We start from the raw sequence: 23,269 nt of genomic DNA, 5'->3' as shown, positions 1-23,269 counted from the left end.
CGGCTTGATCGCCCGTTTGTCGGTGCCGGGCCGTAGGGTGGTCGGGCTATGACGAAGCCCTCACTCCCCGAACTCCTGCATGCCGCTGTCACAGCCGTCGGCGGCACGGAGCGCCCCGGCCAGGTGACCATGGCCGAATCGGTCGCCGAAGCGATCGACGACGGATCCCATCTGCTGGCCCAGGCCGGCACCGGCACCGGTAAGTCGCTGGGCTATCTCGTGCCCGCGCTCGCGCACGGGGAGCGTGTCGTCGTCGCGACGGCCACCCTCGCCCTGCAGCGCCAGCTCGTGGAGCGCGATCTGCCGCGCACGGTCGAGGCACTGCACCCGCTGCTGCGCCGCCGCCCGGAGTTCGCGATGCTCAAGGGACGATCGAACTATCTCTGTCTGCACCGTCTGCACGAGGGCGTGCCGCAGGACGAGGAGGAGGGGCTCTTCGACCAGTTCGAGGCGGCGGCGCCGACCAGCAAGCTGGGCCAGGACCTGCTTCGGCTGCGTGACTGGGCGGACGAGACCGAGAACGGGGACCGGGATGATTTGACGCCCGGTGTGTCCGACCGCGCCTGGGCGCAGGTGTCGGTCTCCTCCCGAGAGTGCCTGGGCGCCTCGAAGTGTGCCTATGGCGCCGAGTGCTTCGCCGAGACGGCCCGCGAGCGGGCCAAGCTCGCCGAGGTCGTCGTCACCAACCACGCGCTGCTCGCGATCGACGCCATCGAGGGCGCCCCGGTGCTTCCTCAGCACGAGGTACTGATCGTGGACGAGGCGCACGAACTGGTTTCGCGTGTCACCGGCGTCGCGACCGGTGAGCTGACGCCCGGGCAGGTCAACCGGGCGGTGCGCCGCGCCGCGAAGCTGGTCAACGAGAAGGCCGCAGACCAGCTCCAGACCGCGGCCGAGGGCTTCGAGCGACTGATGGAGCTGGCCCTTCCGGGCCGACTGGAGGAGATCCCGGAAGACCTCGCCTACGCCCTGATGGCGCTGAGAGACGCCGCCCGCACCGTCATCTCCGCGATCGGCGCGACGCGTGACAAGTCGGTTCAGGATGAGGACGCAGTCCGCAAGCAGGCGCTTGCGTCCGTGGAGACGGTGCACGACGTGGCGGAGCGCGTGGCGAACGGCTCAGAGTGGGATGTCGTCTGGTACGAACGCCACGACCGCTTCGGCGCCTCTCTCCGCGTCGCTCCCATGTCCGTCTCGGGCCTTCTCAGGGAGAAGCTCTTCGCGGACCGCTCCGTCGTCCTCACCTCCGCCACGCTCAAACTGGGCGGTGACTTCAACGGGGTCGGCGCCTCCCTGGGCCTCGCCCCGGAGGGTACGGAAGGCGAGGATCTCCCGCAGTGGAAGGGCATCGACGTCGGCTCTCCCTTCGACTACCGCAAACAGGGCATTCTGTATGTGGCCAAGCACCTGTCCCGCCCGGCACGGGATGGTGACCGCGTCGACATGCTCGACGAGCTGACCGAACTCATCCAGGCGGCAGGTGGCCGCACGCTCGGCCTCTTCTCCTCCATGCGCGCGGCTCAGCTCGCTGCCGAGGAATTGCGCTCGCGGGTCCCCGAGTTCCCGATTCTGCTCCAGGGCGAGGAAACCCTCGGCGAGCTGATCAAGAACTTCGCAGCGGATCCCAAGACCTGTCTGTTCGGCACCCTGTCGCTGTGGCAGGGCGTCGACGTCCCCGGTCCCAGCTGCCAGCTGGTCGTGATGGACAAGATCCCCTTCCCGCGCCCCGACGACCCACTGATGAGCGCCCGCCAGAAGGCGGTGGAGGACGCGGGCGGCAACGGCTTCATGGCGGTCGCCGCCACTCATGCGGCGCTCCTGATGGCGCAGGGCGCGGGGCGGCTCGTCCGGGCGTCGGGGGACCGGGGTGTGGTCGCCGTGCTGGACCAGCGGCTGGCCACCGCGCGGTACGGCGGTTACCTCAAGGCGTCACTGCCCGACTTCTGGTACACGACGGACCGTAACCAGGCGCGGAAGTCGCTCGCCGCCATCGACGCCGCAGCACAGCAGGCCGAGGCTAGGTGATCGCGGTCGGCCTGTCCTCACGCCGGGGCAGGCCACCCGCGATGCGACGCCGCCGGGTATTGGTTCTGTACAGGGCAGGGCCCCGGAACCGGCGCAGGGGTTCCGGGGCCCGGTCAGGGGGACGCGACGGCCCGTCCGGCGGTCAGACGCGCCGCAGGACCGCGACGACCTTGCCCAGGATGGTCGCGTCGTCACCGGGGATGGGCTCGTATGCGGAGTTGTGCGGGAGGAGCCAGACGTGGCCGTCCTCGCGCTTGAAGCGCTTGACGGTGGCCTCGCCGTCGAGCATCGCGGCCACGATGTCGCCGTTCTCAGCGACCGGCTGGCGGCGCACGGTGACCCAGTCCCCGTCGCAGATCGCGGCCTCGATCATGGAGTCGCCGACGACCTTCAGCACGAACAGCTCGCCGTCGCCGACTAGCTGCCGGGGGAGAGGGAAGACGTCCTCGACCGACTCCTCGGCGAGGATCGGGCCACCGGCGGCGATGCGGCCGACGAGCGGGACGTAGGACGCGGCGGGCTTGCCGGCGGTGTCCGTGGGCTGCACGGTCATCGTCTGGTCGGAGCCGCGGACCTCGTACGCGCGCGGGCGGTGCGGATCGCGACGCAGGAAGCCCTTGCGCTCGAGAGCCATCAACTGGTGCGCGACCGAAGAGGTGCTGGAAAGGCCGACGGCCTGGCCGATCTCCCGCATCGACGGTGGGTAGCCACGCCGCTGCACGGAGTCCCTGATGACCTCGATCACCCGGCGCTGTCGGTCGGTGAGTCCCGAGCTGTCAGCCCGGATGCCTGGAGGTCGGCCGGGCAGGGAGCGCTTGTGCCCTTCTGGATTCGCGGCTTCGTTCATCGCATGCACCGGCTCAAGTCGGCCCTGGGAGCGGTCCTGGGCGGTGATGATGGCACTGTCTGCGGTGGTGGTCACGTCGGCCCCTCTCGATGGTCTCCCTGCTGGACAACGGTAGTTGCTTTCGAAAGGTTGCGCCAAACACACGTTCGAGTGAAAAAACGCGGTTCGCCTCACGTGATCACGTGACTGGGTGTATGGCTAACGGGGCACCCAGCGGATAAAAGGGCTCATTGTTGTACCCTTCACCGCCGGGGCGATGACCTCATGGGTTGCGCGCCCAGTCTGCCATCCGGAGGCCCGTCAACCGGGAGCCGGTCCCCGTTCGTGTCCGAGTCGCACGCGTCCTCCGCGCGGCGTCCACGGTATCTCCGTATCCCCCGCCGCGGTACGCACGCGACACGCGCGCGTGTCGATGTGGTGAGCCAGGCACCACATCTAGTGGTTGGATTGCTACAGCAACCCACAAGTTGTGGTCCCCTGGGTCTTCGGCGTCCGGGAGATCGCCTATGCTGGGGGCTGCTTCGAGGGGCCCAGGGGGTCCTTCGAGGCCATTGAGTCTGCTGTGAGGAGGGTTGGAGATCATGCACTGCCCCTTCTGCAGGCACCCCGACAGTCGTGTCGTGGACAGTCGGACGACCGACGACGGCACGTCGATCCGCAGGCGCCGTCAGTGCCCGGACTGCGCCCGCCGCTTCACGACCGTGGAGACGTGCTCGCTCATGGTGGTCAAGCGGTCCGGAGTCACCGAGCCTTTCAGTCGTACCAAGGTCATCAACGGCGTGCGCAAGGCATGCCAGGGGCGGCCCGTCACCGAGGACGCGCTCGCCCAGCTCGGCCAGCGGGTCGAGGAGGCGGTGCGGGCCACCGGGAGCGCCGAGCTGACCACCCACGACGTGGGACTGGCCATACTCGGCCCGTTGCAAGAGCTCGATCTCGTCGCCTATCTGCGATTCGCCTCCGTCTACCGGGCGTTCGGCTCGCTTGAGGACTTCGAGGCCGCCATCGCCGAGCTCAGGCAGGCGAGGCGAGCCACCGCCGCGGACGACGATGACGCGGGAGCGGGGAGCCAGGAGGACGAGCGTGGGCGCGGAGGGACCGCCGAGGTCCCCGTGTCGGTGCACGCCGCCGACTGAAGGGTGCGCCGGGGCGGACGGGGGTCCGGGATCCGGCCGGGCGGCGGCAAGTGAAGACCTGTTGCGGGCGGCAGTGTGGGAGCCCGCAATACAAGTACAGAACACCGTGCCACGGGAACATCCGGGCACTTCGGGGCGTTGTAGCCCGTACAGGGAGGCGGCATGACAGAGACGGCGAGCGGTCCGGCACGAGGTGCCCGAGCCAAGGGCGCCAAGGCCACCAAGGGGCTGCGTATCGAGCGTATTCACACCAACCCCGGCGTACACCCGTACGACGAGGTCGAGTGGGCGCGCCGTGACGTCGTCATGACCAACTGGCGCGACGGCTCGGTCAATTTCGAGCAGCGTGGCGTCGAGTTCCCCGACTTCTGGTCGGTGAACGCGGTCAACATCGTCACCAGCAAGTACTTCCGCGGTGCCGTGGGCACCCCGCAGCGCGAGACCAGCCTTAAGCAGCTGATCGACCGCATCGTGAAGACGTACCGGAAGGCCGGAGAGGACTACAAGTACTTCGCCTCGCCCGCCGACGCCGAGATCTTCGAGCACGAGCTGGCGTACGCCCTCCTGCACCAGATCTTCAGCTTCAACAGCCCCGTCTGGTTCAACGTCGGCACACCCCAGCCCCAGCAGGTCTCCGCCTGCTTCATCCTGTCCGTCGACGACTCCATGGAGTCGATCCTCGACTGGTACAAGGAAGAGGGCATGATCTTCAAGGGCGGCTCCGGCGCCGGCCTGAACCTCTCCCGTATCCGCTCGTCCAAGGAACTGCTGTCCTCCGGCGGCAACGCCTCCGGTCCGGTCTCCTTCATGCGCGGCGCCGACGCCTCGGCGGGCACCATCAAGTCCGGCGGAGCCACCCGCCGCGCCGCCAAGATGGTCATCCTCGACGTCGACCACCCCGACATCGAGAACTTCATCGAGACCAAGGTGACGGAGGAGGCGAAGATCCGCGCCCTGCGCGACGCGGGCTTCGACATGGACCTGGGCGGCGACGACATCACCTCCGTCCAGTACCAGAACGCCAACAATTCCGTCCGCGTGAACGACGAGTTCATGAAGGCCGTCGAGCAGGGAGGAAAGTTCGGCCTCCGCGCGCGGATGACCGGCGAGGTCATCGAGGAGGTCGAGGCCAAGGCCCTGTTCCGCAAGATGGCCGAGGCCGCCTGGGCGTGCGCCGATCCCGGCATCCAGTACGACGACACCATCAACCACTGGCACACTTGCCCGGAGTCCGGCCGGATCAACGGCTCGAACCCCTGCAGCGAGTACATGCACCTGGACAACACGTCCTGCAACCTCGCCTCGCTGAACCTGATGAAGTTCCTGAAGGACGACGGCAAGGGCAACCAGTCGTTCGAGGTCGAGCGCTTCGCGAAGGTGGTCGAACTCGTCATCACCGCGATGGACATCTCCATCTGCTTCGCGGACTTCCCGACTCAGAAGATCGGCGAGAACACGCGCGCGTTCCGCCAGCTCGGCATCGGCTACGCCAACCTGGGCGCCCTGCTGATGGCCACCGGCCACGCCTACGACTCCGACGGCGGCCGCGCCCTGGCCGGCGCCATCAGCTCCCTGATGACCGGCACTTCGTACCGCCGCTCCGCCGAACTCGCAGCGGTCGTCGGACCGTACGACGGCTACGCCCGCAACGCCGACGCCCACAAGCGCGTCATGAAGCAGCACGCCGACGCCAACGGTGCGGCCGTTCGCATGGATGACCTGGACTCCCCGGTCTGGGCCGCCGCCACGGAGGCGTGGCAGGACGTGCTGCGCCTCGGCGAGAAGAACGGATTCCGCAACTCCCAGGCGTCCGTCATCGCTCCGACCGGCACCATCGGTCTCGCGATGTCCTGCGACACCACCGGCCTGGAGCCCGACCTCGCTCTGGTCAAGTTCAAGAAGCTGGTCGGCGGCGGCTCGATGCAGATCGTCAACGGCACCGTCCCGCAGGCCCTGCGCCGCCTGGGTTACCAGGAGGAGCAGATCGAGGCGATCGTCGCCCACATCGCCGAGCACGGCAACGTGATCGACGCCCCCGGCCTCAAGCACCAGCACTACGAGGTGTTCGACTGCGCCATGGGCGAGCGGGCGATCTCCCCGATGGGCCACGTCCGCATGATGGCCGCGATCCAGCCGTGGATCTCCGGTGCCCTGTCCAAGACGGTCAACATGCCGGAGTCGGCGACCGTCGAGGAGGTCGAGGAGATCTACTTCGAGGCGTGGAAGATGGGCGTCAAGGCGCTCGCGATCTACCGTGACAACTGCAAGGTGGGCCAGCCGCTCTCCGCGAAGAAGAAGGACGACGCCAAGAAGACCGAGGCCAAGGCCGAGGAGGCCCCCAAGGTCGAGAAGGTCGTCGAGTACCGCCCGGTCCGCAAGCGCCTCCCGAAGGGACGTCCCGGCATCACCACGTCCTTCACCGTAGGCGGCGCCGAGGGCTACATGACCGCCAATTCCTACCCGGATGATGGTCTCGGTGAGGTCTTCCTGAAGATGTCCAAGCAGGGTTCGACCCTCGCGGGCATGATGGACGCCTTCTCCATCGCCGTCTCCGTCGGCCTTCAGTACGGCGTGCCCCTGGAGACTTATGTCTCCAAGTTCACCAACATGCGCTTCGAGCCGGCCGGTATGACCGACGACCCGGACGTGCGGATGGCCCAGTCGATCGTCGACTACATCTTCCGTCGCCTGGCGCTGGACTTCCTGCCCTTCGAGACGCGCTCCGCGCTCGGTATCCACTCCGCCGAGGAGCGCCAGCGTCACCTGGAGACCGGCTCCTACGAGCCGACGGAGGACGAGGTCGACGTCGAGGGCCTGGCCCAGTCGGCGCCGCGTCAGACCGATCTGAAGGCCGTGTCCACCCCACGGGCCGGCGGCGAGGCGGCCGAGTCCGCTCCGAAGCAGGCACACACCAGCGCCGAACTCGTGGAGATGCAGCTGGGCATTCAGGCCGACGCCCCGTTGTGCTTCTCCTGCGGTACGAAGATGCAGCGGGCCGGCTCCTGCTACATCTGCGAGGGCTGCGGCTCGACGAGCGGCTGCAGCTGATCCCGTGAACTGAGGGGCGCCGGCTGCGGTCCGGCGCCCCTTCTCCGCTCACGCGCCGGGCGACCCGCGCCGCCCCTCCGGCCCTCGCTCTGTCACAGAGCCGGAGTGGCGTCCTCCGCGCGCCGTCCGGTGCGCGCCCCGCGCGGTCGGTGTCGACGGAAGCGCTCGTGGCGGACCTGGGCCCCGTGAACCGGTGCTGCCGGACCGACCCGGGCGGAAGTCTCGGTGGTGCGTCGGCCACTCGGCCCGGACGCGCCCTGGGCGCGACCGGGCGCGACGCCTTGGCGACTGCGCGGCGGCGCACTTCACAGAGCCTGCCACTTGGCCCGCACCTTTGCGCCTCCGGGATTCGCCCGAATCCTCTGCCACCCCGGTCGTGCCGAGGCCCACTCGACGGGGTGGGCGGCGCCCGTCGTCCAGGAGTTCCCGGACCAGCCAGGTCCGGCCCCCGCCTGACGTCCCACACGATGCGTACGCAGCGACCGTTCCATGTACTGGCGGATTACGGCGCCAGCACACCCGACACGGACGAGTCGGCCTGGCGCCACCGACGCCGGGCGGTCCTGGACGCGTCGGCCTGGGCTCCCGCGATCGTCGCCCTACTCGGACCGACCGTCGGGGCCACCGCGCCGGCCCATGGTCCTGCTGAAGACCGCGGGATCGTCCTCGAAGCCATGCACCCCGGGATGGAAGTCCCACCCACCGGACTCGTCACGTACGAACTCCGCGACGGTCGCCGCGGTCGCCCGGGGGACGGATCCGAAATCCTCCTCGGCCAGGATGGTGTAGCCCTCGCGTATGCGCACCGCCGGGTTGAGGACGGCGGCGAACCTGCGGTCCGCAGGCCGCTGCTGAATGACGACACCGACCACCACGCGGGCGTACCGGTCGTTGAGCCGGTCGAGCTCCAGCGTCATGACCTCGTCCGGGCCGAAGCCCTTCCCGTCCGAGCTGTCCCGGTTGAGGTTGATCGTTCCGTCGGGCGAGCGGCTGCCGAAGTGCACCAGGTAATCCGGCGTGCCGTATGGTTCGTCCTTCCTGTACGTGGCGGCGATGAGATCGAGATCGGTGGGTGGCTGTCCCATCGGGCTCGGATCCCACTGCAACGCGACCTCGACCTTGCGTGTCCCCTTGCTCAAGCCGTTCACGAGGCTTCCCCTTCCCCCTCTGGGCTGCGTCCCAACTCCCTGGAGACCAAGATTCGTTGTCCATCGTGCCATGCGCTGTGGGCCGGTGCGTGGGTGATCTCTCGCGGAGCGTGACCGGTGCCACGCTCCATGGCCTTACGATGGCGCGGTGCTGGTCAAGTGGATTCGCTGCACCGTGATGGACCGCCGTGGGTTCGAGCGGGGGCAGCGAAAGTGGGCGGGGCTTCTGGGGGAGCCGGGATTTCGCGGGCAGGGCGGCGGCTGGAGCCGACGGCGGCCCGGCGTGGCACACATCTTCACCTTCTGGGAGAGCCGCGCCTTCTACGACTCCTTCATGGCCCGCTCCCACGACCGGCTCGCGGCGTCCCAGGCGGGCACCTTCAAGGACAGCCAGGTCAAACTCTTCGAGTACCGCTTCGACGTGAAGACCGGCTTCGAACCGAGGTTCGCGGACTCCGACCTGATCCGTGTCGCCCTCTGCCGCGTCCACGAAGAACGTGTGGAGAACTTCACGCTGATGCAGGAGAAGGTCTGGAACCCCGCCATGGCCGGCTCGCCCGGCATGATCCGCGGCATGTTCGCCGAGGCCCCGGAGCACGAGTTCATGATCCTGTCGATGTGGCGCTCGGCCGCCGAGCACGGCAAGTACCGCACCGAGCGCGTGGAGCGGCTGGCCCTACGGGCACAGACCGAAGCGGACGTCGCGGCGCTCACCGGTGACATCGTGGAACTGGAGCCGACCTGGACGGTCTGACACCGAGGGCGTGAAACATGTGCCCCTGTGTGGCCCATGGTGCAGGATTCGTGTGACCTACGCCGTATGGAGCGCTCCCGAGTGCTCGGCAGGGCGTCACCCGATCTAGGGTTTCGGCATGGCACGACCACGGCGCATCGTACTGGTCCGGCACGGCGAGTCGACGGGCAATGTCGATGACTCCGTCTACGAGCGGGAACCCGACCACGCCCTCGCACTCACCGAGCGCGGTTGGCAGCAGGCCGCGGAGACCGGGAAGCGGCTCCGGGAGGTGTTCGGCCGGGAGCGGGTGAGCGTGTACGTCTCTCCGTACCGGCGTACGCACGAGACGCTCCGCGCCTTCCACCTCGACCCCGAGCTGATACGGGTGCGCGAGGAACCGCGACTGCGTGAGCAGGACTGGGGGAACTGGCAGGACCGCGACGACGTACGCCTCCAGAAGACATACCGCGACGCGTACGGGCACTTTTTCTTCCGCTTCCCGCAGGGTGAGTCGGGCGCCGATGTGTACGACCGGGTCGGGGGCTTCCTGGAGAGCCTGTTCCGCAGCTTCGAGGCCCCGGACCATCCGCCGAACGTGCTCCTGGTGACCCACGGCCTGGCCATGCGGCTGTTCTGCATGCGCTGGTTCCACTGGACGGTCGCGGAATGCGAATCGCTGTCGAACCCCGGGAACGCGGAGATGCGCATGCTCGTTCTCGGTGACGACGGCAAGTACACGCTCGACCGGCCCTTCGAGCGCTGGCGGGACCCGCTGCCGCACTGGATCACCGGATAGAGTGGCACGGCGATGACCGCCGATACCTCTCCCCTGGGGCGCCTGGACCGCGCCCTGACCAGTCTGCGCGGACTCGCCGTGGGGGACGCGCTCGGCTCGCAGTTCTTCGTTCCGGCGAACTATCCGCTGCTGAAGCGCCGCGAACTGTCGCCCGGCCCCTGGCAGTGGACGGACGACACGGAGATGGCCTGCTCCGTGGTCGCCGTCCTCGCCGCGCACCGCCGCATCGACCAGGACGCGCTCGCCCGCTCCTTCGCCGAGCACCACGACTTCGACCGCGGCTACGGACCGGCGGTCAACCGACTGCTGCGCCTCGTCCGCGAGGGCCACGACTGGCGTGAGTTGGCCGCCGGGCTCTTCAACGGACAGGGGTCCTGGGGCAATGGCGCGGCGATGCGGATCGCACCCCTGGGCGCCTGGTACGCGGACGATCCGGAACAGGCGGCGCACCAGGCGGAGATCTCGGCGTACCCGACCCACCAGCACCGCGAGGCCGTCGTCGGGGCCATGGCCGTCGCCGCGGCCGCCGCACTGGCCGCCGCCCCCGACGGCCCGCCCAGCCCCGAGACGCTGCTCGACGGCGTCGTCGCGCTCGTGCCGAAGAGCGCCGTGGGCGAGGGTCTGCGGCGTGCCCGGGACATGCTGGACCATGCCGACGCGGGTACCGTCGCAGCCGTCCTGGGCTGCGGACGGCATACGTCCGCCCATGACACCGTCCCCTTCGCTCTCTGGTCGGCGGCCCGCGCGCTCGGTGACTACGAGGCGGCGTTCTGGACGACCGCCCAGGTCGGCGGGGATGTCGACACCACCTGCGCCATCGTGGGCGGAGTGCTGGCGGCCGGAAAGGCGGGGACACCGCCGACCGAGTGGCTGGAGCGTACGGAGACGCTCCCGGACTGGATGACGGCGGCCTGACGGCACGGTCGGCACCGGTCGTGGAAACCCTACGTGATTGCTGGGAACTCTGTGTGACGCCCAGGCGTTGTCCTGGCATCGGCTGTGCGACGTGTGGGTGCGCACAGACCAGAGATTCCGTGGGTGGTAGGGGGTGTGGTGATGGCGTTGGTCGTGCTGGTGCTGGTGCTGGTGCTGGTGCTGGTGCCGGTGGTGCTGGTCTTCCTCTCGGCCGTGGCGGCCGCGGTGCGGAGGGATGGACCGTTGCCCTCTCCGTCCATCCCCCGGCCCAGGGTCGGCCATCCGCGGCCTTGCCTGGCGCCTTCCGGCTCAGCCGATCCTCGGGCCCGCGACTTCGGAGTGGGCTTCGAGATCATTCTTGCGCACCTTGATCACCAATCAGGCGGTGGCCAGAGCGAGTTCGGCCATCGCGGTGGCGGGTGTGAACGCGGTCGAGATGCCGTGCGCGAGCATCTCGTGCCCCCAAGGTGCGGGCATGTGCTGCGTCCTGGCGAACTCCGTCTTCTGGGCGGGCGAGCCGTCGGCGAGGAACTTCGGCAGTTGCTTCGCCGCCTCGTCCTTGCTCGCCGGGCCGAAGACACTGGTCAGGATGGACAGGGCCAGCGAACCGCCCACCTGCTGTGTGGCGTTGAGCAGCTCGGGACGCCGCGCGCCCGCCTCATGGTGAGCGGCGCCGGAGACGGCCGTGACCGCCACCGTCACGAAGCTCAGGCCCCTGCCGAAGCCGAACACCGGCATCGGGCCCAGCGCCCCTCCGAGGTAGGAGCTGTCGGGGCTGATGAAGCTCCGCCAGGCGAGTCCGATGACGACGAACATCGCACCGGTGATCATGCGATGTTCTCCCGCCCCGGCTTTGCACTGCACTTGATGACTCACGAGTGCGAATCACTGCGGGTGGAGTGCTTCCACGGTGTGATCATCGAGGGCCTCGTAGGGCCGACGGTCAGGCTGCTGTATGAGTTCATAACTCGGGGAATGGAGCGGGGTGAGGCGCGCCCTGATGCGGCGAAGGGCTATGTCCACGACGCCATCCCGGCGATGATGATGCACCGCACCGAAATATGCGGCAGCGAATGGTCCGATCGTGACATCGACGTGCTGATCGACCAGTTGATGCTGCCGCTGCTTCGGCCCGACAGTGCCTGATCCCGAGGCGTGGTGGCGCCCCGGCCGAAGGGTGGGCCGGAGTGTCGCTCGGGGATCCTGGCGGCGTACGCTATGGGCGCCATGCCGTACGAACCACCTACTCACACCGTCGAGCGCTCCCTCCGCGCCACGACCGGAGCGAAGGTCATTGCCGGTATCGACGAGGTGGGGCGCGGCGCGTGGGCCGGACCCGTCACCGTCTGTGCGGCCGTCACCGGACTTCGCCGACCGCCGGTCGGTCTCACCGACTCCAAGCTGCTCACCGTCAAACGGCGCACGGAGCTGGCCGAGGCCCTGCGGACCTGGGTGACGTCCTACGCCCTGGGGCACTCCTCCCCGGAGGAGATCGATGCACTGGGGATGACGGCGGCGTTGCGGCTCGCGGCCGTGCGCGCCCTGGACGCCCTTCCGGCCCGCCCCGACGCGGTGATCCTCGACGGGAAGCACGACTACCTGGGCACGCCCTGGAAGGTACGTACGGTGATCAAGGGCGACCGCTCCTGTGTGGCGGTGGCGGCGGCCTCGGTGATCGCCAAAGTTCAGCGCGACAAAATGATGGCCGAACTGGGTATCGACCATGCAGACTTCGGTTTTGCGGACAACGCCGGGTATCCATCTCCCGTGCACAAGGCCGCACTGGAGGAGCGGGGCCCCACCCCGTACCACCGGTTGTCGTGGGCGTATCTTGATGCGCTGCCCCAGTGGCGGCACCTCAAGAAGGTCCGCAGCTGGGCGGAGGGAAGCGTTCCGGAGATCGAGGGCCAGCTCGGCTTCGATTTCTGACGTCTCCACTCGCACTGTTGTGCCACCCGGTCGTGCGCGTCAGACCGGCGTTTGATAAATATCAGCTCATGCCTCTCATTCCCGAGGAGCCTCAGATTCACGAGAGTGCCCAGGGTCCCCGCGTCACGCCGGCCAGTGGCCGCACCGCGCCGACCCCCCGCCCCGTACCCGGCCCCCGCCCCGCGGCTCCGTCGCGTCCCGGTCGTCCAGGGCCTCTCCGGCCCGCGCCGCCGGTGCAACGTACGCCGCGTGACACGGCCGCCGCCAAGCCGGGCCCGTCGGGTCCGGCCGCCTCCGCCGTCCCTGCGGCGACCCCGCAGATCCAACTGATCCCGGCCTCCGCCGAGGGAGCGCTCGATGCCGCCGACGAGGCGGTGGACCTGCTCCTGGAGTCCGGCCGTGCCCCCGGTGACGTGCTGGTGATCACCACCGGTCGGCCGCACCCATGGGCCGAGCACGAACTGTCCTTCGGTGACGCCTCCTACTGGGCGCAGCACGAAGCCGGCGACGACGTCTTCTACGCGGACGCCGCCGTCGCCTCTCGTGCGGCATCCCGTCCGGTGGTGGTGGTCGCGGTCAATGGCGGTCCCGATACCGCTGCTGCCGCCGCCCTGCCGCTGGCCCATGCCCGAGCCGGTGCCCTGCTGATTGTCTGCGGCGACCTGCAGCAGATCAACTCGTTGCTCGGCACGGGCGTCTGAGCCGCGTCCGGCATCCTGCCGGACCATCGAGGGCAAGGGCGTCGAAGGCACCGCTTCGGCGGGCACGTGCACGGCGACGGTTCCGGCGTGCCCGGGAACCGGAGAACGGTCGTTCCTGCCGGGAGCGCCGTACCGGGACCGGGCATTGGTCTGCGATGGCCCGGGCGCCATACGGACCCACCGTGGATCTCGCACCGGCGTCGGTCAAACGGGTCGGCGTGAGACCGGCAGGCTCACCAGAGCACGGAGCGGATCTGCTTGGTCAAAGGACGGTACCGCTCATCGGGCCGCCGCGCGGCGCAATACGTCCGAGACGGCGCCGCCGGTGCGGGGTGACGAGGGCGGTGCGTCCGCGGTGGCGAAGGGTTCTGGCATCGAGTCCACGTTCGGGCGACGCCCGCCGCGGCCCTCGCCCAGCACCTGCCAGCCGTCCCGGGTCAGAGTGATGTACGCCCCGCAGCGCAACCCGTGCAGGGTGCAGGCGTCACGCAGTCCCCACATCCAGGCGCCGTCCTCTTCCGTCCAGCGTGCGTCCCCCTCGCGGCAGTAGAGCAGCACCGCCGTGCGCACGGGCGTGCGGCGCCGCAGATCGTGCGGGATGACCCGGCGCAGCTGGGACAGCAGCGCATTGCGGAACATCCAGCCGTCGGCCGGTACCGGGCGGCGGGTGAACGAGGCGCTCGCCAGCAGCCTTTCCTCGGGATCCAGGACCGCGACGACCGCGGTCGACGCCTTGGGCCGGTGCCGGATGTGCAGCCCGCTGACCACCTCGCGGGGGTTGCGTAGCAGAGGGATCCCCGCCGCGGCCCACTCCGCGGGCTCAAGCAGGCGGCTGGCGGAAGCGGCGGATGCGGACGTCGAGAACGAAGCCGCCGAGGACGGAGCGAATCCGAAGGTCACGTTCCTCCCTTCGGCTACGCGCCCACACTGCGGGCGGGGTCGGATTCGGAGGGCGCGCACCGCAGCAAAGCCCAACCGGATCACGGGCGAGCCGTGCAGGGAGCGGACTTCAATTCTTCCTGTCGAACTGAAATGCGGCAACGAGCAATTGGGGTCACCGACCCTTATCCAGCAGTCTGCGTCTTATGTCCCTACCCGGAGGGTCGTCGGGCGACTCGTGCGTCGGGCGAATCAGGGTACTTTCGGACGCCGTGCGTCGAGCGTGCGCCGGTGTGGCGGGTATCAGCCCTGGACGGCCAGGACCAGTGGCAGCACTCCCTGGGCTCCCGCCTTTCTGAGAAGGCGGGCCGCGACCGCCAGGGTCCAGCCGGTCTCGGTGTAGTCGCCCACGAGCAGGACCGGACCGCTTGCCGCCATGAGTGCGGAGGCCGACGCGGGTGGCACGGCCAGCGCACCGTCCAGTGCGTGCAGACGCCGCGCGCTGTTGCTGCGGGACATCCGCGGCGCCTCTGCGGCGTACTCCACCGATCCGAGCAGCGGCAGGCGGCCGATCTCCGCGATGCGCGCCCAGGGAGTGGATCAGCCGTGGTCGGGTACGTGAGGCGACGGTGACCACGTCGGTCGGCCGTGGCTTGCGCGCCGGCGGCCCCAGAGGCCCAGCCGCCGGGACCCTTGGCCCAGTCGGCCGGCACGTCCACCACGGCCTTCGTCACGTCGTCCGGCACGGGCGCGTCCGCTGTCCCGGGCGCGAGCATCGGCCGCAGCCGACTGCCCCAGCCGATGTCCGGCAAGCGCCCCAACGCGCGCCCGATGCCCGAACCTGGCAGGTCGTCGAGGTGGTCGGCGAGCCGGGCCATGCGGTGTGCGGCATCCGGCAGCCGTAGTACGCCCAGGCTCAGGCTGTCCCGGTTCAACGGGCCGCGCAGGACCAATGCGTCCGACGAACCTCCCGTGCCGAGCCGCTCCGCGACATCGGCGGTCACGCGCGCGTTGGTCGTGGCGGTCGTGGCGGTCGTGGCCGGCGCGGGCACGCCGGGCGGGAGATCGGCGAGCATGGTGTGCAGCCGTCGGTGCTCGGGCCGGAAGCCGTGGCCCCAGTCGGAGATGCAGTGGGTCTCGTCCACGACCAGCAGCCCGGGCGCGGCGGCCGGCTTGGGCAGGACCTGGTCGCGGACATCGGGGTTGTTGAGGCGTTCCGGGCCACGGAACAGGGAGGGCAATCGAGTTCCAGGCCGAGATAGAGCACTGACCTGCGCGAACGTATCGATCGAGGAGGGTCATGGCCGGGTGCTCGGCCTTGGCCGTCTTCGGTCGGCGCGCGATCGGTGGACCGTCCGCGAGCCAGTCGTCACGTTGGGTGAAGCGGCGGATTGGTCGATTGTCAGTGCCATCGGGTTGCATGGAGGGATGGACAACCTGGATCTCCGTACCGAAGCCGACGCCATCCTTGCTGAGCTCGTCGGTGCTCCGGACGGCTCGGCGAGGCTACGGGAGGATCAGTGGCAGGCGGTGGCGGCTCTGGTGGAGGAGTGCCGACGTGCCCTGGTGGTGCAGCGCACCGGGTGGGGCAAGTCGGCGGTGTACTTCGTGGCCACCGCTTTGCTGCGTCGACGTGGCTCCGGCCCCACGGTGATCATCTCGCCGTTGCTGGCGTTGATGCGTAACCAGGTCGAGTCGGCGGCGCGGGCCGGTATCCAGGCACGCACCATCAACTCGGCCAACCCGGAGGAGTGGGACACCATCTACGGGGAGGTCGAGCGCGGCGAGACCGACGTCCTCCTCGTGAGTCCGGAACGCCTCAACAACCCCGATTTCCGCGATCAGGTGCTGCCCAGGATTACGGCCACGACCGGTCTGCTGGTGGTGGACGAGGCGCATTGCATCTCCGACTGGGGGCATGACTTCCGGCCGGACTACCGGCGGTTGCGGGCGATGCTGGCCGAGCTTCCTGCCGGTGTGCCGGTGCTGGCCACCACTGCGACCGCGAACGCGCGGGTTACTGCCGATGTGGCCGAGCAGTTGGGTACCGGTGCCGGCCAGGCTCTGGTGCTGCGTGGCCCGCTGGAGCGGGAAAGCCTGCGCTTGGGCGTGGTCCAGCTCCCGGACGCGGCGCACCGTCTGGGGTGGCTCGCTGAGCACCTGGACGAGCTGCAGGGATCCGGCATCATCTACACCCTGACGGTGGCCGCAGCCGAGGAGACCACCGCCTTCCTGCGTCAGCGTGGCTTCAACGTGGCCTCGTACACGGGCAAGACGGAGAACGCCGAGCGACTGCAGGCTGAGGTCGACCTGCAGGAGAACCGGGTCAAGGCGCTGGTCGCAACATCGGCACTTGGTATGGGCTTCGACAAGCCAGACCTGGGCTTCGTGATTCATCTCGGCTCGCCGTCCTCACCGATCGCCTATTACCAGCAGGTCGGCCGGGCCGGCCGGGGCGTCGAGCACGCTGATGTGCTTTTGCTTCCGGGCAAGGAGGATGAAGCGATCTGGCGCTATTTCGCCGATACCGCCTTCCCGCCCGAGGCCCAGGTTCGACAGACCCTCTCGGCTCTCGCCGATGCGGGACGGCCGTTGTCCGTGCCGGCCCTGGAGGCGGCGGTGGATCTTCGGCGCAGCCGACTGGAGTCGATGTTGAAGGTGCTGGATGTCGACGGTGCGGTCAAGCGGGTGAAGGGTGGCTGGACGGCCACGGGAGCCGAGTGGGTGTACGACGCCGAGCGCTACGCGTGGGTGGCCAAGCAGCGGACGGCCGAGCAGCAGGCCATGCGCGATTACGCGGGCACGTCCCAGTGCCGGATGGAGTTCCTCCGCCGGCAGTTGGACGACGAGGGGGCGGCTCCGTGCGGCCGTTGCGACAACTGCGCGGGCACCTGGACAGATTCCTCGGTTTCGGCGGAGACCTTGACGGGGGCGGCGAAGGAACTGGATCGTCCGGGCGTGGAGGTCGAGCCGCGCCGGATGTGGCCGACGGGAATGCCTGCACTGGGCATCGACCTCAAGGGGCGCATTCCGGCCGGAGAACAGTCTTCCATCGGGCGTGCCTTGGGGCGTCTCTCGGACATCGGCTGGGGCAATCGGTTGCGCCCGCTGCTGGCTGAGAACGCGCGGGATGGGCTGGTGCCCGACGATGTCCTCCGGGCAGCTGTGGCGGTCCTCGCTGATTGGGCACGCTCTCCGGGGGGCTGGGCGCCGAACGTCACGGATGCCTCTGCCCGGCCGGTGGGAGTAGTTGCTGTGCCGTCACTGGCACGCCCGCAGCTGGTCGGTTCCCTTGCCCAGGGAATTGCGACCATCGGCCGACTCCCCTTCCTGGGTACCTTGACCTACACGGGGCCCAGCGGCGCACACGCGGCGCGCCGCAGCAACTCCGCCCAACGCCTCAGAGGTCTGTCCGCCACCTTTACCGTCGGTGAGGATCTGGCCGGCGGGCTGGCCGGCTCTCCCGGCCCCGTCCTGCTCGTGGACGACTACACGGATTCCGGCTGGACTCTCGCGGTCGCTGCCCGTCTACTCCGTCGGGCGGGCAGCGAACAGGTTCTTCCGTTGGTCCTCGCTGCGGCCGGCTGAGGTTCCCCGTTCTGTGGATGCGGCCCGACTCGCTGCGTCCGTTGTGGTGGTGCGCGCGCCATCTGCCCCCAGATACGCGTTGCACCGTGGCCGACGAGTGTCACCTGCGATCGCACATGTCAGGGGGAGTCCCAGGAACGCTGCCGTCACGTCAAGCCATCCTTGAGGCAGTTGTCCACCGTGATCTTGGAATACGCACACGTCTGGTTTCCCGGTGCCGTTGCCAGGCGGTCACGGGCCGACTCGTTCCGCGCAAAAGGCGCCGTCTGCTCCGGCCGGTGCCAGGACCGCGTCGGCCGGAGCAGCGGGCCTTCCGGGTGGTGTCACTGATCCGGATCCGGCCGAGTGCACGCCGCGACGACATCAACAGGCTGGAGAGGAAGGCGAGTTCGCCCTGCGGCAACTGGCCGACCCCAGCGCAGCCCTGTGCCTGTCGGCAGCGGCGGGTCAGCGCAGGTGGGAGGTGTCGTTCAGCAGCCGCACCGAGGCTTTGCCGTCGGTGTAGTACGCCACCGTCGACACGGACGCCGCGGACAGCTCCATCCGGAACAGGGACTCCGCGGGGGCACCGAGCGCGAGCCTGACCAGGGTCTTGATCGGCGCCACATGGGTGACCAGCAGCGCGGTCCGGCCCTGGTAGCGGTCGATGAGCACGTCGCGGGTCGTCCCGACGCGGCGGGCGACCGCGGCGAAGGACTCCCCGCCGGTGGGCGCCACGTCGGGGGAGCCGAGCCAGGCGGCGAGCTCGGTGGGGTGGCGCTCGTGCACCTCGGCGAAGGTCAGCCCCTCCCATGCACCGAAGTCGGCCTCCCGCAGCCCGTCCTCGATCCGCACCTCCAGGCCGAGCCGGCCGGCCACCGCCTCGGCGGTCTCCCGGCAGCGCCGCAGCGGTGAGCTGACGACGGCCTGGACCCCGCCCCGCGCGGCGAAGGCGGTGGCGGCCGCCGCGGCCTGTCGGCGTCCCGTGGCGGATAGTTCGGGGTCGGTGCCACCGCTGCCGGAGAACCGCTTCTCGGGCGTCATCGCGGTCTCGCCGTGCCGCAGCAGCACAAAGGTCGTGGGAGTGCCCAGGCCGGCCGCGCCCCAGCCGGGGGCGCTCGGTGCGGAAGCCGTTTGCACCGCTTCGGCCGCCTCGTCGGCGCCTCGCGGTGCGCCGGGCCCCGAGCGGACGGCCGGCGCCACCCGGGCGTCGCCCGACAGCTGTCCGTCGGTCCTGCCTGCGTCTGCCGCCATGTCGGTGTACCGGTCGGCGTGCATGATCCTCCTCGGATTCTCGTCCGGTGTCTGCGCGACCAGGCAGGCCGCCCCGGACCCGGTGGGTACCGGATCCGGCCGTCAGGTGGGGAGCAGCCCTACCACAGCCGCCCCGTCGACGCGCTCAGCCCGCGCGGAATCACCAGACGGGACCTCATCATCGCCGTGGAGGAAGCGGGCCGGGCGGCCGCTCCATTGTCAGGGAGCACTGCCGGGCCGGCTTCTGCGCGCGCCTTGTCGGGTTGCTCCTTCCCGAGACGTTCGGGCGGGTCGTTCGGGCGCTCGCCGAAGTAGTCGGCGAGGCCGGAGCGGCCGGGTATCGAGAGCTTGCGGTACACCGCGCTCAGATGGAGTTCGACGGTCCGCTGCGCGACGAACAGGCTCGCCGCGATCTCACGGTTGGTGCGCTTGGACACGGCCAGCAGCGCGACCCTGCGCTCGGTGGGGGTCAGCGCGTCGATGCCCACCTCGGTCGGGCGGCGCGGCCGGGCGCCGGACACCAGCAGTTCCTCGCGGACGGTTTGCGCCAGCTTCGTCGCGCCGCAGATCTCGGCCAGCGACAGCGACCGGCGCAGATACTCGCGGGCGTCCTGGAGGCGGTGGGAGCGCCTGGCCAGGATGCCCAGATCGGCCAGTACCCGGGCGAGATCGAGCCGGGCCGGTGAGGACTCCAGGACCTGCGCGGCATCGCCCAGCATGGCTTCCCCCTTGCGGCCTTTGGCCAGCAGACCGGCCGCCCGCAGCGCGCGCCCGATGGCCCGGGGAGCACCCCAGCGGCGGGCCCTGGAAAGCTCGGTGTCGATGAGCCGGCGTGCCTCCTGACGGTCGCCGAGCTCCGCGTAGGCCAGTGCCGCATCGGAACGCCAGGTCAGCACCGCCGGGTTGACGGTGCCCGACTTCGCCAGCTGCGCGCCGCACTCCATGAGATCGGCCAGGCTGCCCTCGACGTCGTCGTCGGCCATCCGCAGCTGCGCACGGTGGAAGAGGAGCGGGCCGAAGCTGCTGCGGTCGGGCAGCTGGTGTTCCAGCCCGGCCCGTGCGAGGAGGAGGTGCGCCTCCTCGAACTGTGCGGTCTCGACCAGTGCGCCAACCCCCGCGGCCATGGCCTGGCCGGTGCACACCCAGTACTCGAAGGAGGACAGCGGCATCAGCTTCAGGGCGCAGTACGCGTCCTCCAGCGCTTTGGGGACGTTGCCGATCCGGATGTGGACCTCGGCGCGCATGCTGTGCGCCAGCGCACCGAGCGTCCGGGAGCGGGCGCCCTTGGCCTGCTCGACGAGCGCATCGGACTCGCTGAGGGCACTGTCCAGCTCATCGGCTGTGGTGAGCACATGGATGGGTACGGTGCGGGCGGCCAGCCGCTCGTTGAGGCCGGTGTAGGGTCTGCGCAGCGACCGTTCGGCTTGCTGGACAGCTTCCTCCCGGGCCTCGCCGCGGCAGCAGGCCAGCATGCTGGCCAGGTCCAGCCGGAGCCGATGGTCGAGCGGGTCGACGGATCCGGGCGAGACGGTCTCCGGCCCGCTGCCGAGGGAGTCCTGGCCGGCCTCTCTGCCGGCCAGGACTCCCAGCACGAACTGCTCGCCCCACAGCCTTGGTCCGCCCGTGGGGTCGCTGCTGCCGCTCTCCGCGAGACCCTTCTCCAGGATTTCCTTGGCCTCGTGCGGCTGGTCCAGAATGTAGAGGGAGTGAATCAGGTCGATCTGGATGTCGGTGCGCTCGGCCGGGTCGGGGCTGAGGGCCAGCGCCTTGCGCAAGTATTCGGCCGCGGTCGCCGGATCCGTGGAGAGTTCGATCTGGCCGAGGACCCGCAGAAGTTTGCCCTGGCACCGGCCCTCGCATTCCTGCAGGCCGCGGATCAGATAGTCGCGTGCTACCTCGTATGCGCCGCGGCCCACGGCCTCCCGGGCGGCCTCGCTCAGCACGCTGCACGTCCAGTGCTCGGCCGCGTCGTTGTGGCTGCGCAGGATCTGCGTAGCGATCTGTTCGTGCGGTGCGCCGGTCTCGTACAGCACATGGGCCGCCCGGGTATGCAGGGCGTTGCGGCGGCTCGGCGGCAGCCGGGCCAGTACCGAGGCGCGCACCATGGGCTGGGTGAAGCGGACGGTGTCGGCGTCCTGGGCCAGGAGTCCGGCCCGCCCAAGGGACTCGACGGTGTCGGCCACCTCCAGCTCTTCACCGCCGGTCAGTCTGGCGATGGTGGCGACGGAGGCGGCGCCGCCGAGCACCGCGGTGGCTTCCGCCGTTGTCTCCGCGCCGGGCCAGGCGCGCTCGTAGCGGCTCAAAAGGGTCTCAGCCACTTCCACCGGCCCTTGTGACGCGATGTCCTGGGGGGTGATGTCGCACGGGCGCAGATTGTTCAGCCGCAGTGCGCGGAAGAGGGCGTTGAGGAGGTAGGGGCTGCCACCGGTGGCGTCGACGGCGGCTTCGAGAGTCTCCGGCTTCGCGGGGGCGCCGAGCGTATCGGTGGCGAGGAGGGCTGCCTCGTCGGTGGTCAGCCCGGCCAGCACCACCCTGTGCTGGAACCCCGAAAGCACCTCGGTCATCAGGGAGTTGGCCGATGCCTCGCCGAGCGCGAGACTGGCCACCAGAGCGACCGGGGAGCTCTCCAGCCGCGCCATCAGGTAGCCGAGGCAGCGTAGTGAGGACAGGTCCATCCACTGCAGGTCGTCGATGGCCAGCAGGACCGGCACGTCATTGGCCAGCACTCGCATCAGCGGGTGCAGGTCGGCGTCGGCCGGCGTCGGGCCCTCGCTGGGAAAGGGGCAGGAAAGTCTGCCGGGCCGGTCTGGTGACCCGTCGGTTCCCCGCGTGTCGCCGAGCCTTGCCATGAGCTGGTGGGCGACGCCGTACTCCATATTCTGCTCCGAGGCGCGGGCACGGGCGGTGAGGACGCGAAAGCCGAATCCGGGCGCGGCTTTCCCGGCGGCACGCAGCATGCTGCTGCGGCCCATACCTGCGGCGGCCTCGATAAGTAAACTCTGGGCTTCTCCGTCCCTGGCTCGGGATAAGAAATCCAACATTTTCCCCCCGCGTGTCATAGGTGATAATGCGGTGCAAGGATATCGAGATGAATTTCTTCGTTCAAGATGAGTCAGGCATGCTTTTCCGGTCAAGGAGGATTTTTTGCATCTCCCTCACTCCGTCAGGTGTCACGCCGCCCGTCGGGTCTATCTGACCCCAGTCTTCCATCGGGCCTTCCCGCTACGCGTCGTCCGTCGCGCTCGGACCCCGCACATCGCAGGGGAAAGTTATGGAATGTGGTGATATATGAGACTTGAAGGTCTGGGTCCATCGCCTATCACTTCGGTGTCAGGGGCGTAATCTCTCGGTGTCCCTGCGGGGCTCCCGTGGAGACCGGCGCATGCCACCGGGAAATGATGGGTGTGTCTGTGAAAGTAGCCGTTGATTAACGTTGCGTGAATTCGAAGCCGGCAGCTGAATGGCCATTTTTATCCGGGCGGATTACCCGCCCTTCCGGTTTTCAAGGAGTCACTATGTCAGAGGCTTCGGAGGAGAATATTCCGCAGTATGACCTAATAGGTGCGGCATATGAGGCGTCCAAGCAGCTGCCGCTGACCCGGTTCGTGGAGCGGCCGAGCGTCCTGCGGCTCATGGGTGACCTCCGCGGACAACGTGTTCTGGATCTGGCGTGCGGCAGCGGGGTCTACACGAGGGCCGCGCGGCGACTTGGTGCCGAACGCGTGGTGGGTGCGGACATCTCCGCCGAGATGGTGGCGGTGGCCGAGCGGCTGGAGGCGGCCGACCCGCTCGGCATCACGTACCGGGTCGCGGACGCCGCGGAACTCCCCGCGCTCGGTACCTTCGACACAGTCCTCGCCATCTATCTGCTCAATTACGCCGATTCCCCGGACGCCATGCTGAAGATGGCTCACTCCGTCGCGCGCCATCTCCGTCCCGGCGGCGCCTTCCGTGCGCTGGCCGCACGGCCGGACCTGGACCTCGACGGGCCGGGCCTGGCCAAATATGGCTTCACCTTCGCACGCGAGCGCACACTGCCGCGCGGCAGCCAGATCCGTGTCACGGCGGGTACCCGGCCGCCGTTCGACTTCCGCGCCTATCTGCTGCACGCATCGGTCTACGAGGAGACCTTCGCGGCCGCCGGCTTCGAGGACTTCCGGTGGGCATCCACCGAACTCGCGGTCGAGGGGGTCTTCGAATTCGGCTGGCCCTACTGGCAGAACTACTTCGCCAATCCGCCGTGGGTGTCGTTCAGTTGCCGCCGGTCCGCCGACGCATGACCACGGGGGAA

At 69.3% G+C, this 23,269-nt stretch carries 15 protein-coding genes and 3 pseudogenes; 11 read left to right on the top strand and 7 right to left on the bottom strand.

The features are described from left to right. Positions 1 to 48 precede the first annotated feature (48 nt). Positions 49 to 2,025, top strand: coding sequence for an ATP-dependent DNA helicase (locus ACWEKM_RS06745; RefSeq protein ID WP_451620077.1), 1,977 nt, complete (start codon positions 49 to 51; stop codon positions 2,023 to 2,025). A 142-nt stretch (positions 2,026 to 2,167) separates the two neighbouring features. Here the strand turns inward: ACWEKM_RS06745 and lexA are convergent, their stop codons facing one another. Next, positions 2,168 to 2,947 (bottom strand): transcriptional repressor LexA, encoded by a 780-nt coding sequence (gene lexA / locus ACWEKM_RS06740; protein WP_451620076.1) that lies wholly within the window; start codon positions 2,945 to 2,947, stop codon positions 2,168 to 2,170. A 506-nt stretch (positions 2,948 to 3,453) separates the two neighbouring features. Here lexA and nrdR point away from each other — a divergent pair. Continuing rightward, a complete protein-coding gene (nrdR, locus tag ACWEKM_RS06735) occupies positions 3,454 to 4,005 on the top strand; it encodes a transcriptional regulator NrdR (RefSeq protein ID WP_451620075.1) in 552 nt (183 codons plus the stop codon). Positions 4,006 to 4,167: 162 nt separating this feature from the next. Beyond that, entirely contained in the window at positions 4,168 to 7,053 is a 2,886-nt protein-coding gene (locus ACWEKM_RS06730; RefSeq protein WP_451620074.1) for a vitamin B12-dependent ribonucleotide reductase, read from the top strand. A gap of 599 nt (positions 7,054 to 7,652) precedes the next feature. Here the strand turns inward: ACWEKM_RS06730 and ACWEKM_RS06725 are convergent. Continuing rightward, on the bottom strand, positions 7,653 to 8,273 hold the full coding sequence (locus ACWEKM_RS06725) for a TerD family protein (RefSeq protein ID WP_451620073.1): 621 nt from the start codon (positions 8,271 to 8,273) through the stop codon (positions 7,653 to 7,655). Positions 8,274 to 8,349: 76 nt separating this feature from the next. Between ACWEKM_RS06725 and ACWEKM_RS06720 the strand changes: the two genes are divergently transcribed. The 3 genes from ACWEKM_RS06720 (at position 8,350) to ACWEKM_RS06710 (ending at position 10,648) form a co-directional block, all read left to right on the top strand. After that, on the top strand, positions 8,350 to 8,955 hold the full coding sequence (locus ACWEKM_RS06720; RefSeq protein ID WP_451620072.1) for a YdbC family protein: 606 nt from the start codon (positions 8,350 to 8,352) through the stop codon (positions 8,953 to 8,955). A 118-nt stretch (positions 8,956 to 9,073) separates the two neighbouring features. Beyond that, positions 9,074 to 9,733: a histidine phosphatase family protein gene (locus ACWEKM_RS06715; RefSeq protein WP_451620071.1), complete on the top strand. Its 660-nt coding sequence runs from the start codon at positions 9,074 to 9,076 to the stop codon at positions 9,731 to 9,733. A 12-nt stretch (positions 9,734 to 9,745) separates the two neighbouring features. Next, on the top strand, positions 9,746 to 10,648 hold the full coding sequence (locus ACWEKM_RS06710) for an ADP-ribosylglycohydrolase family protein (protein WP_451620070.1): 903 nt from the start codon (positions 9,746 to 9,748) through the stop codon (positions 10,646 to 10,648). Positions 10,649 to 10,957: 309 nt separating this feature from the next. Here ACWEKM_RS06710 and ACWEKM_RS06705 read toward each other — a convergent pair. Continuing rightward, positions 10,958 to 11,458, bottom strand: a pseudogene (locus tag ACWEKM_RS06705) (MFS transporter); the annotation flags it as partial. A gap of 102 nt (positions 11,459 to 11,560) precedes the next feature. Between ACWEKM_RS06705 and ACWEKM_RS06700 the strand changes: the two are divergent. From ACWEKM_RS06700 to ACWEKM_RS06690, 3 genes are all read left to right on the top strand, one after another. Beyond that, the gene (locus ACWEKM_RS06700) at positions 11,561 to 11,794 is read left to right on the top strand and encodes a TetR/AcrR family transcriptional regulator C-terminal ligand-binding domain-containing protein (RefSeq protein WP_451620069.1); all 234 of its coding nucleotides are present in this window, start codon (positions 11,561 to 11,563) and stop codon (positions 11,792 to 11,794) included. 81 nt (positions 11,795 to 11,875) lie between these two features. Beyond that, positions 11,876 to 12,577, top strand: coding sequence for a ribonuclease HII (locus tag ACWEKM_RS06695; RefSeq protein ID WP_451620068.1), 702 nt, complete (start codon positions 11,876 to 11,878; stop codon positions 12,575 to 12,577). A gap of 68 nt (positions 12,578 to 12,645) precedes the next feature. Then, complete coding sequence (locus ACWEKM_RS06690; RefSeq protein ID WP_451620067.1) at positions 12,646 to 13,278, top strand: hypothetical protein; 633 nt, start codon at positions 12,646 to 12,648, stop codon at positions 13,276 to 13,278. Between the two features lie 279 nt (positions 13,279 to 13,557). On the opposite strand, the gene ACWEKM_RS06685 is transcribed toward ACWEKM_RS06690, so the two are convergent. Both ACWEKM_RS06685 and ACWEKM_RS06680 read right to left on the bottom strand, forming a co-directional pair. After that, positions 13,558 to 14,178, bottom strand: coding sequence for a hypothetical protein (locus ACWEKM_RS06685; protein ID WP_451620066.1), 621 nt, complete (start codon positions 14,176 to 14,178; stop codon positions 13,558 to 13,560). 282 nt (positions 14,179 to 14,460) lie between these two features. Then, a pseudogene (locus tag ACWEKM_RS06680) lies at positions 14,461 to 15,389 on the bottom strand (hypothetical protein); the annotation flags it as partial. Positions 15,390 to 15,585: 196 nt separating this feature from the next. Between ACWEKM_RS06680 and ACWEKM_RS06675 the strand changes: the two are divergent. Continuing rightward, a complete protein-coding gene (locus ACWEKM_RS06675) occupies positions 15,586 to 17,745 on the top strand; it encodes a RecQ family ATP-dependent DNA helicase (protein ID WP_451620065.1) in 2,160 nt (719 codons plus the stop codon). A gap of 447 nt (positions 17,746 to 18,192) precedes the next feature. Here ACWEKM_RS06675 and ACWEKM_RS06670 read toward each other — a convergent pair. Continuing rightward, positions 18,193 to 19,077 (bottom strand): annotated as a pseudogene (locus ACWEKM_RS06670) (bifunctional RNase H/acid phosphatase); the annotation flags it as partial. A 20-nt stretch (positions 19,078 to 19,097) separates the two neighbouring features. Then, positions 19,098 to 22,019 carry a helix-turn-helix transcriptional regulator gene (locus tag ACWEKM_RS06665; RefSeq protein ID WP_451620064.1) on the bottom strand — a complete coding sequence of 974 codons (2,922 nt, stop codon included), beginning with the start codon at positions 22,017 to 22,019 and terminating at the stop codon, positions 19,098 to 19,100. Positions 22,020 to 22,493: 474 nt separating this feature from the next. Here ACWEKM_RS06665 and ACWEKM_RS06660 point away from each other — a divergent pair, with 474 nt between their 5' ends. Further along, entirely contained in the window at positions 22,494 to 23,258 is a 765-nt protein-coding gene (locus tag ACWEKM_RS06660) for a class I SAM-dependent methyltransferase (protein WP_451620063.1), read from the top strand. Positions 23,259 to 23,269 lie beyond the last annotated feature (11 nt).

This window comes from Streptomyces sp. NPDC004752 (genome assembly GCF_053601275.1).
The sequence above is the reverse complement of the archived record's forward strand: the minus strand, read 5'-3'. Positions and strand labels throughout refer to the sequence as shown.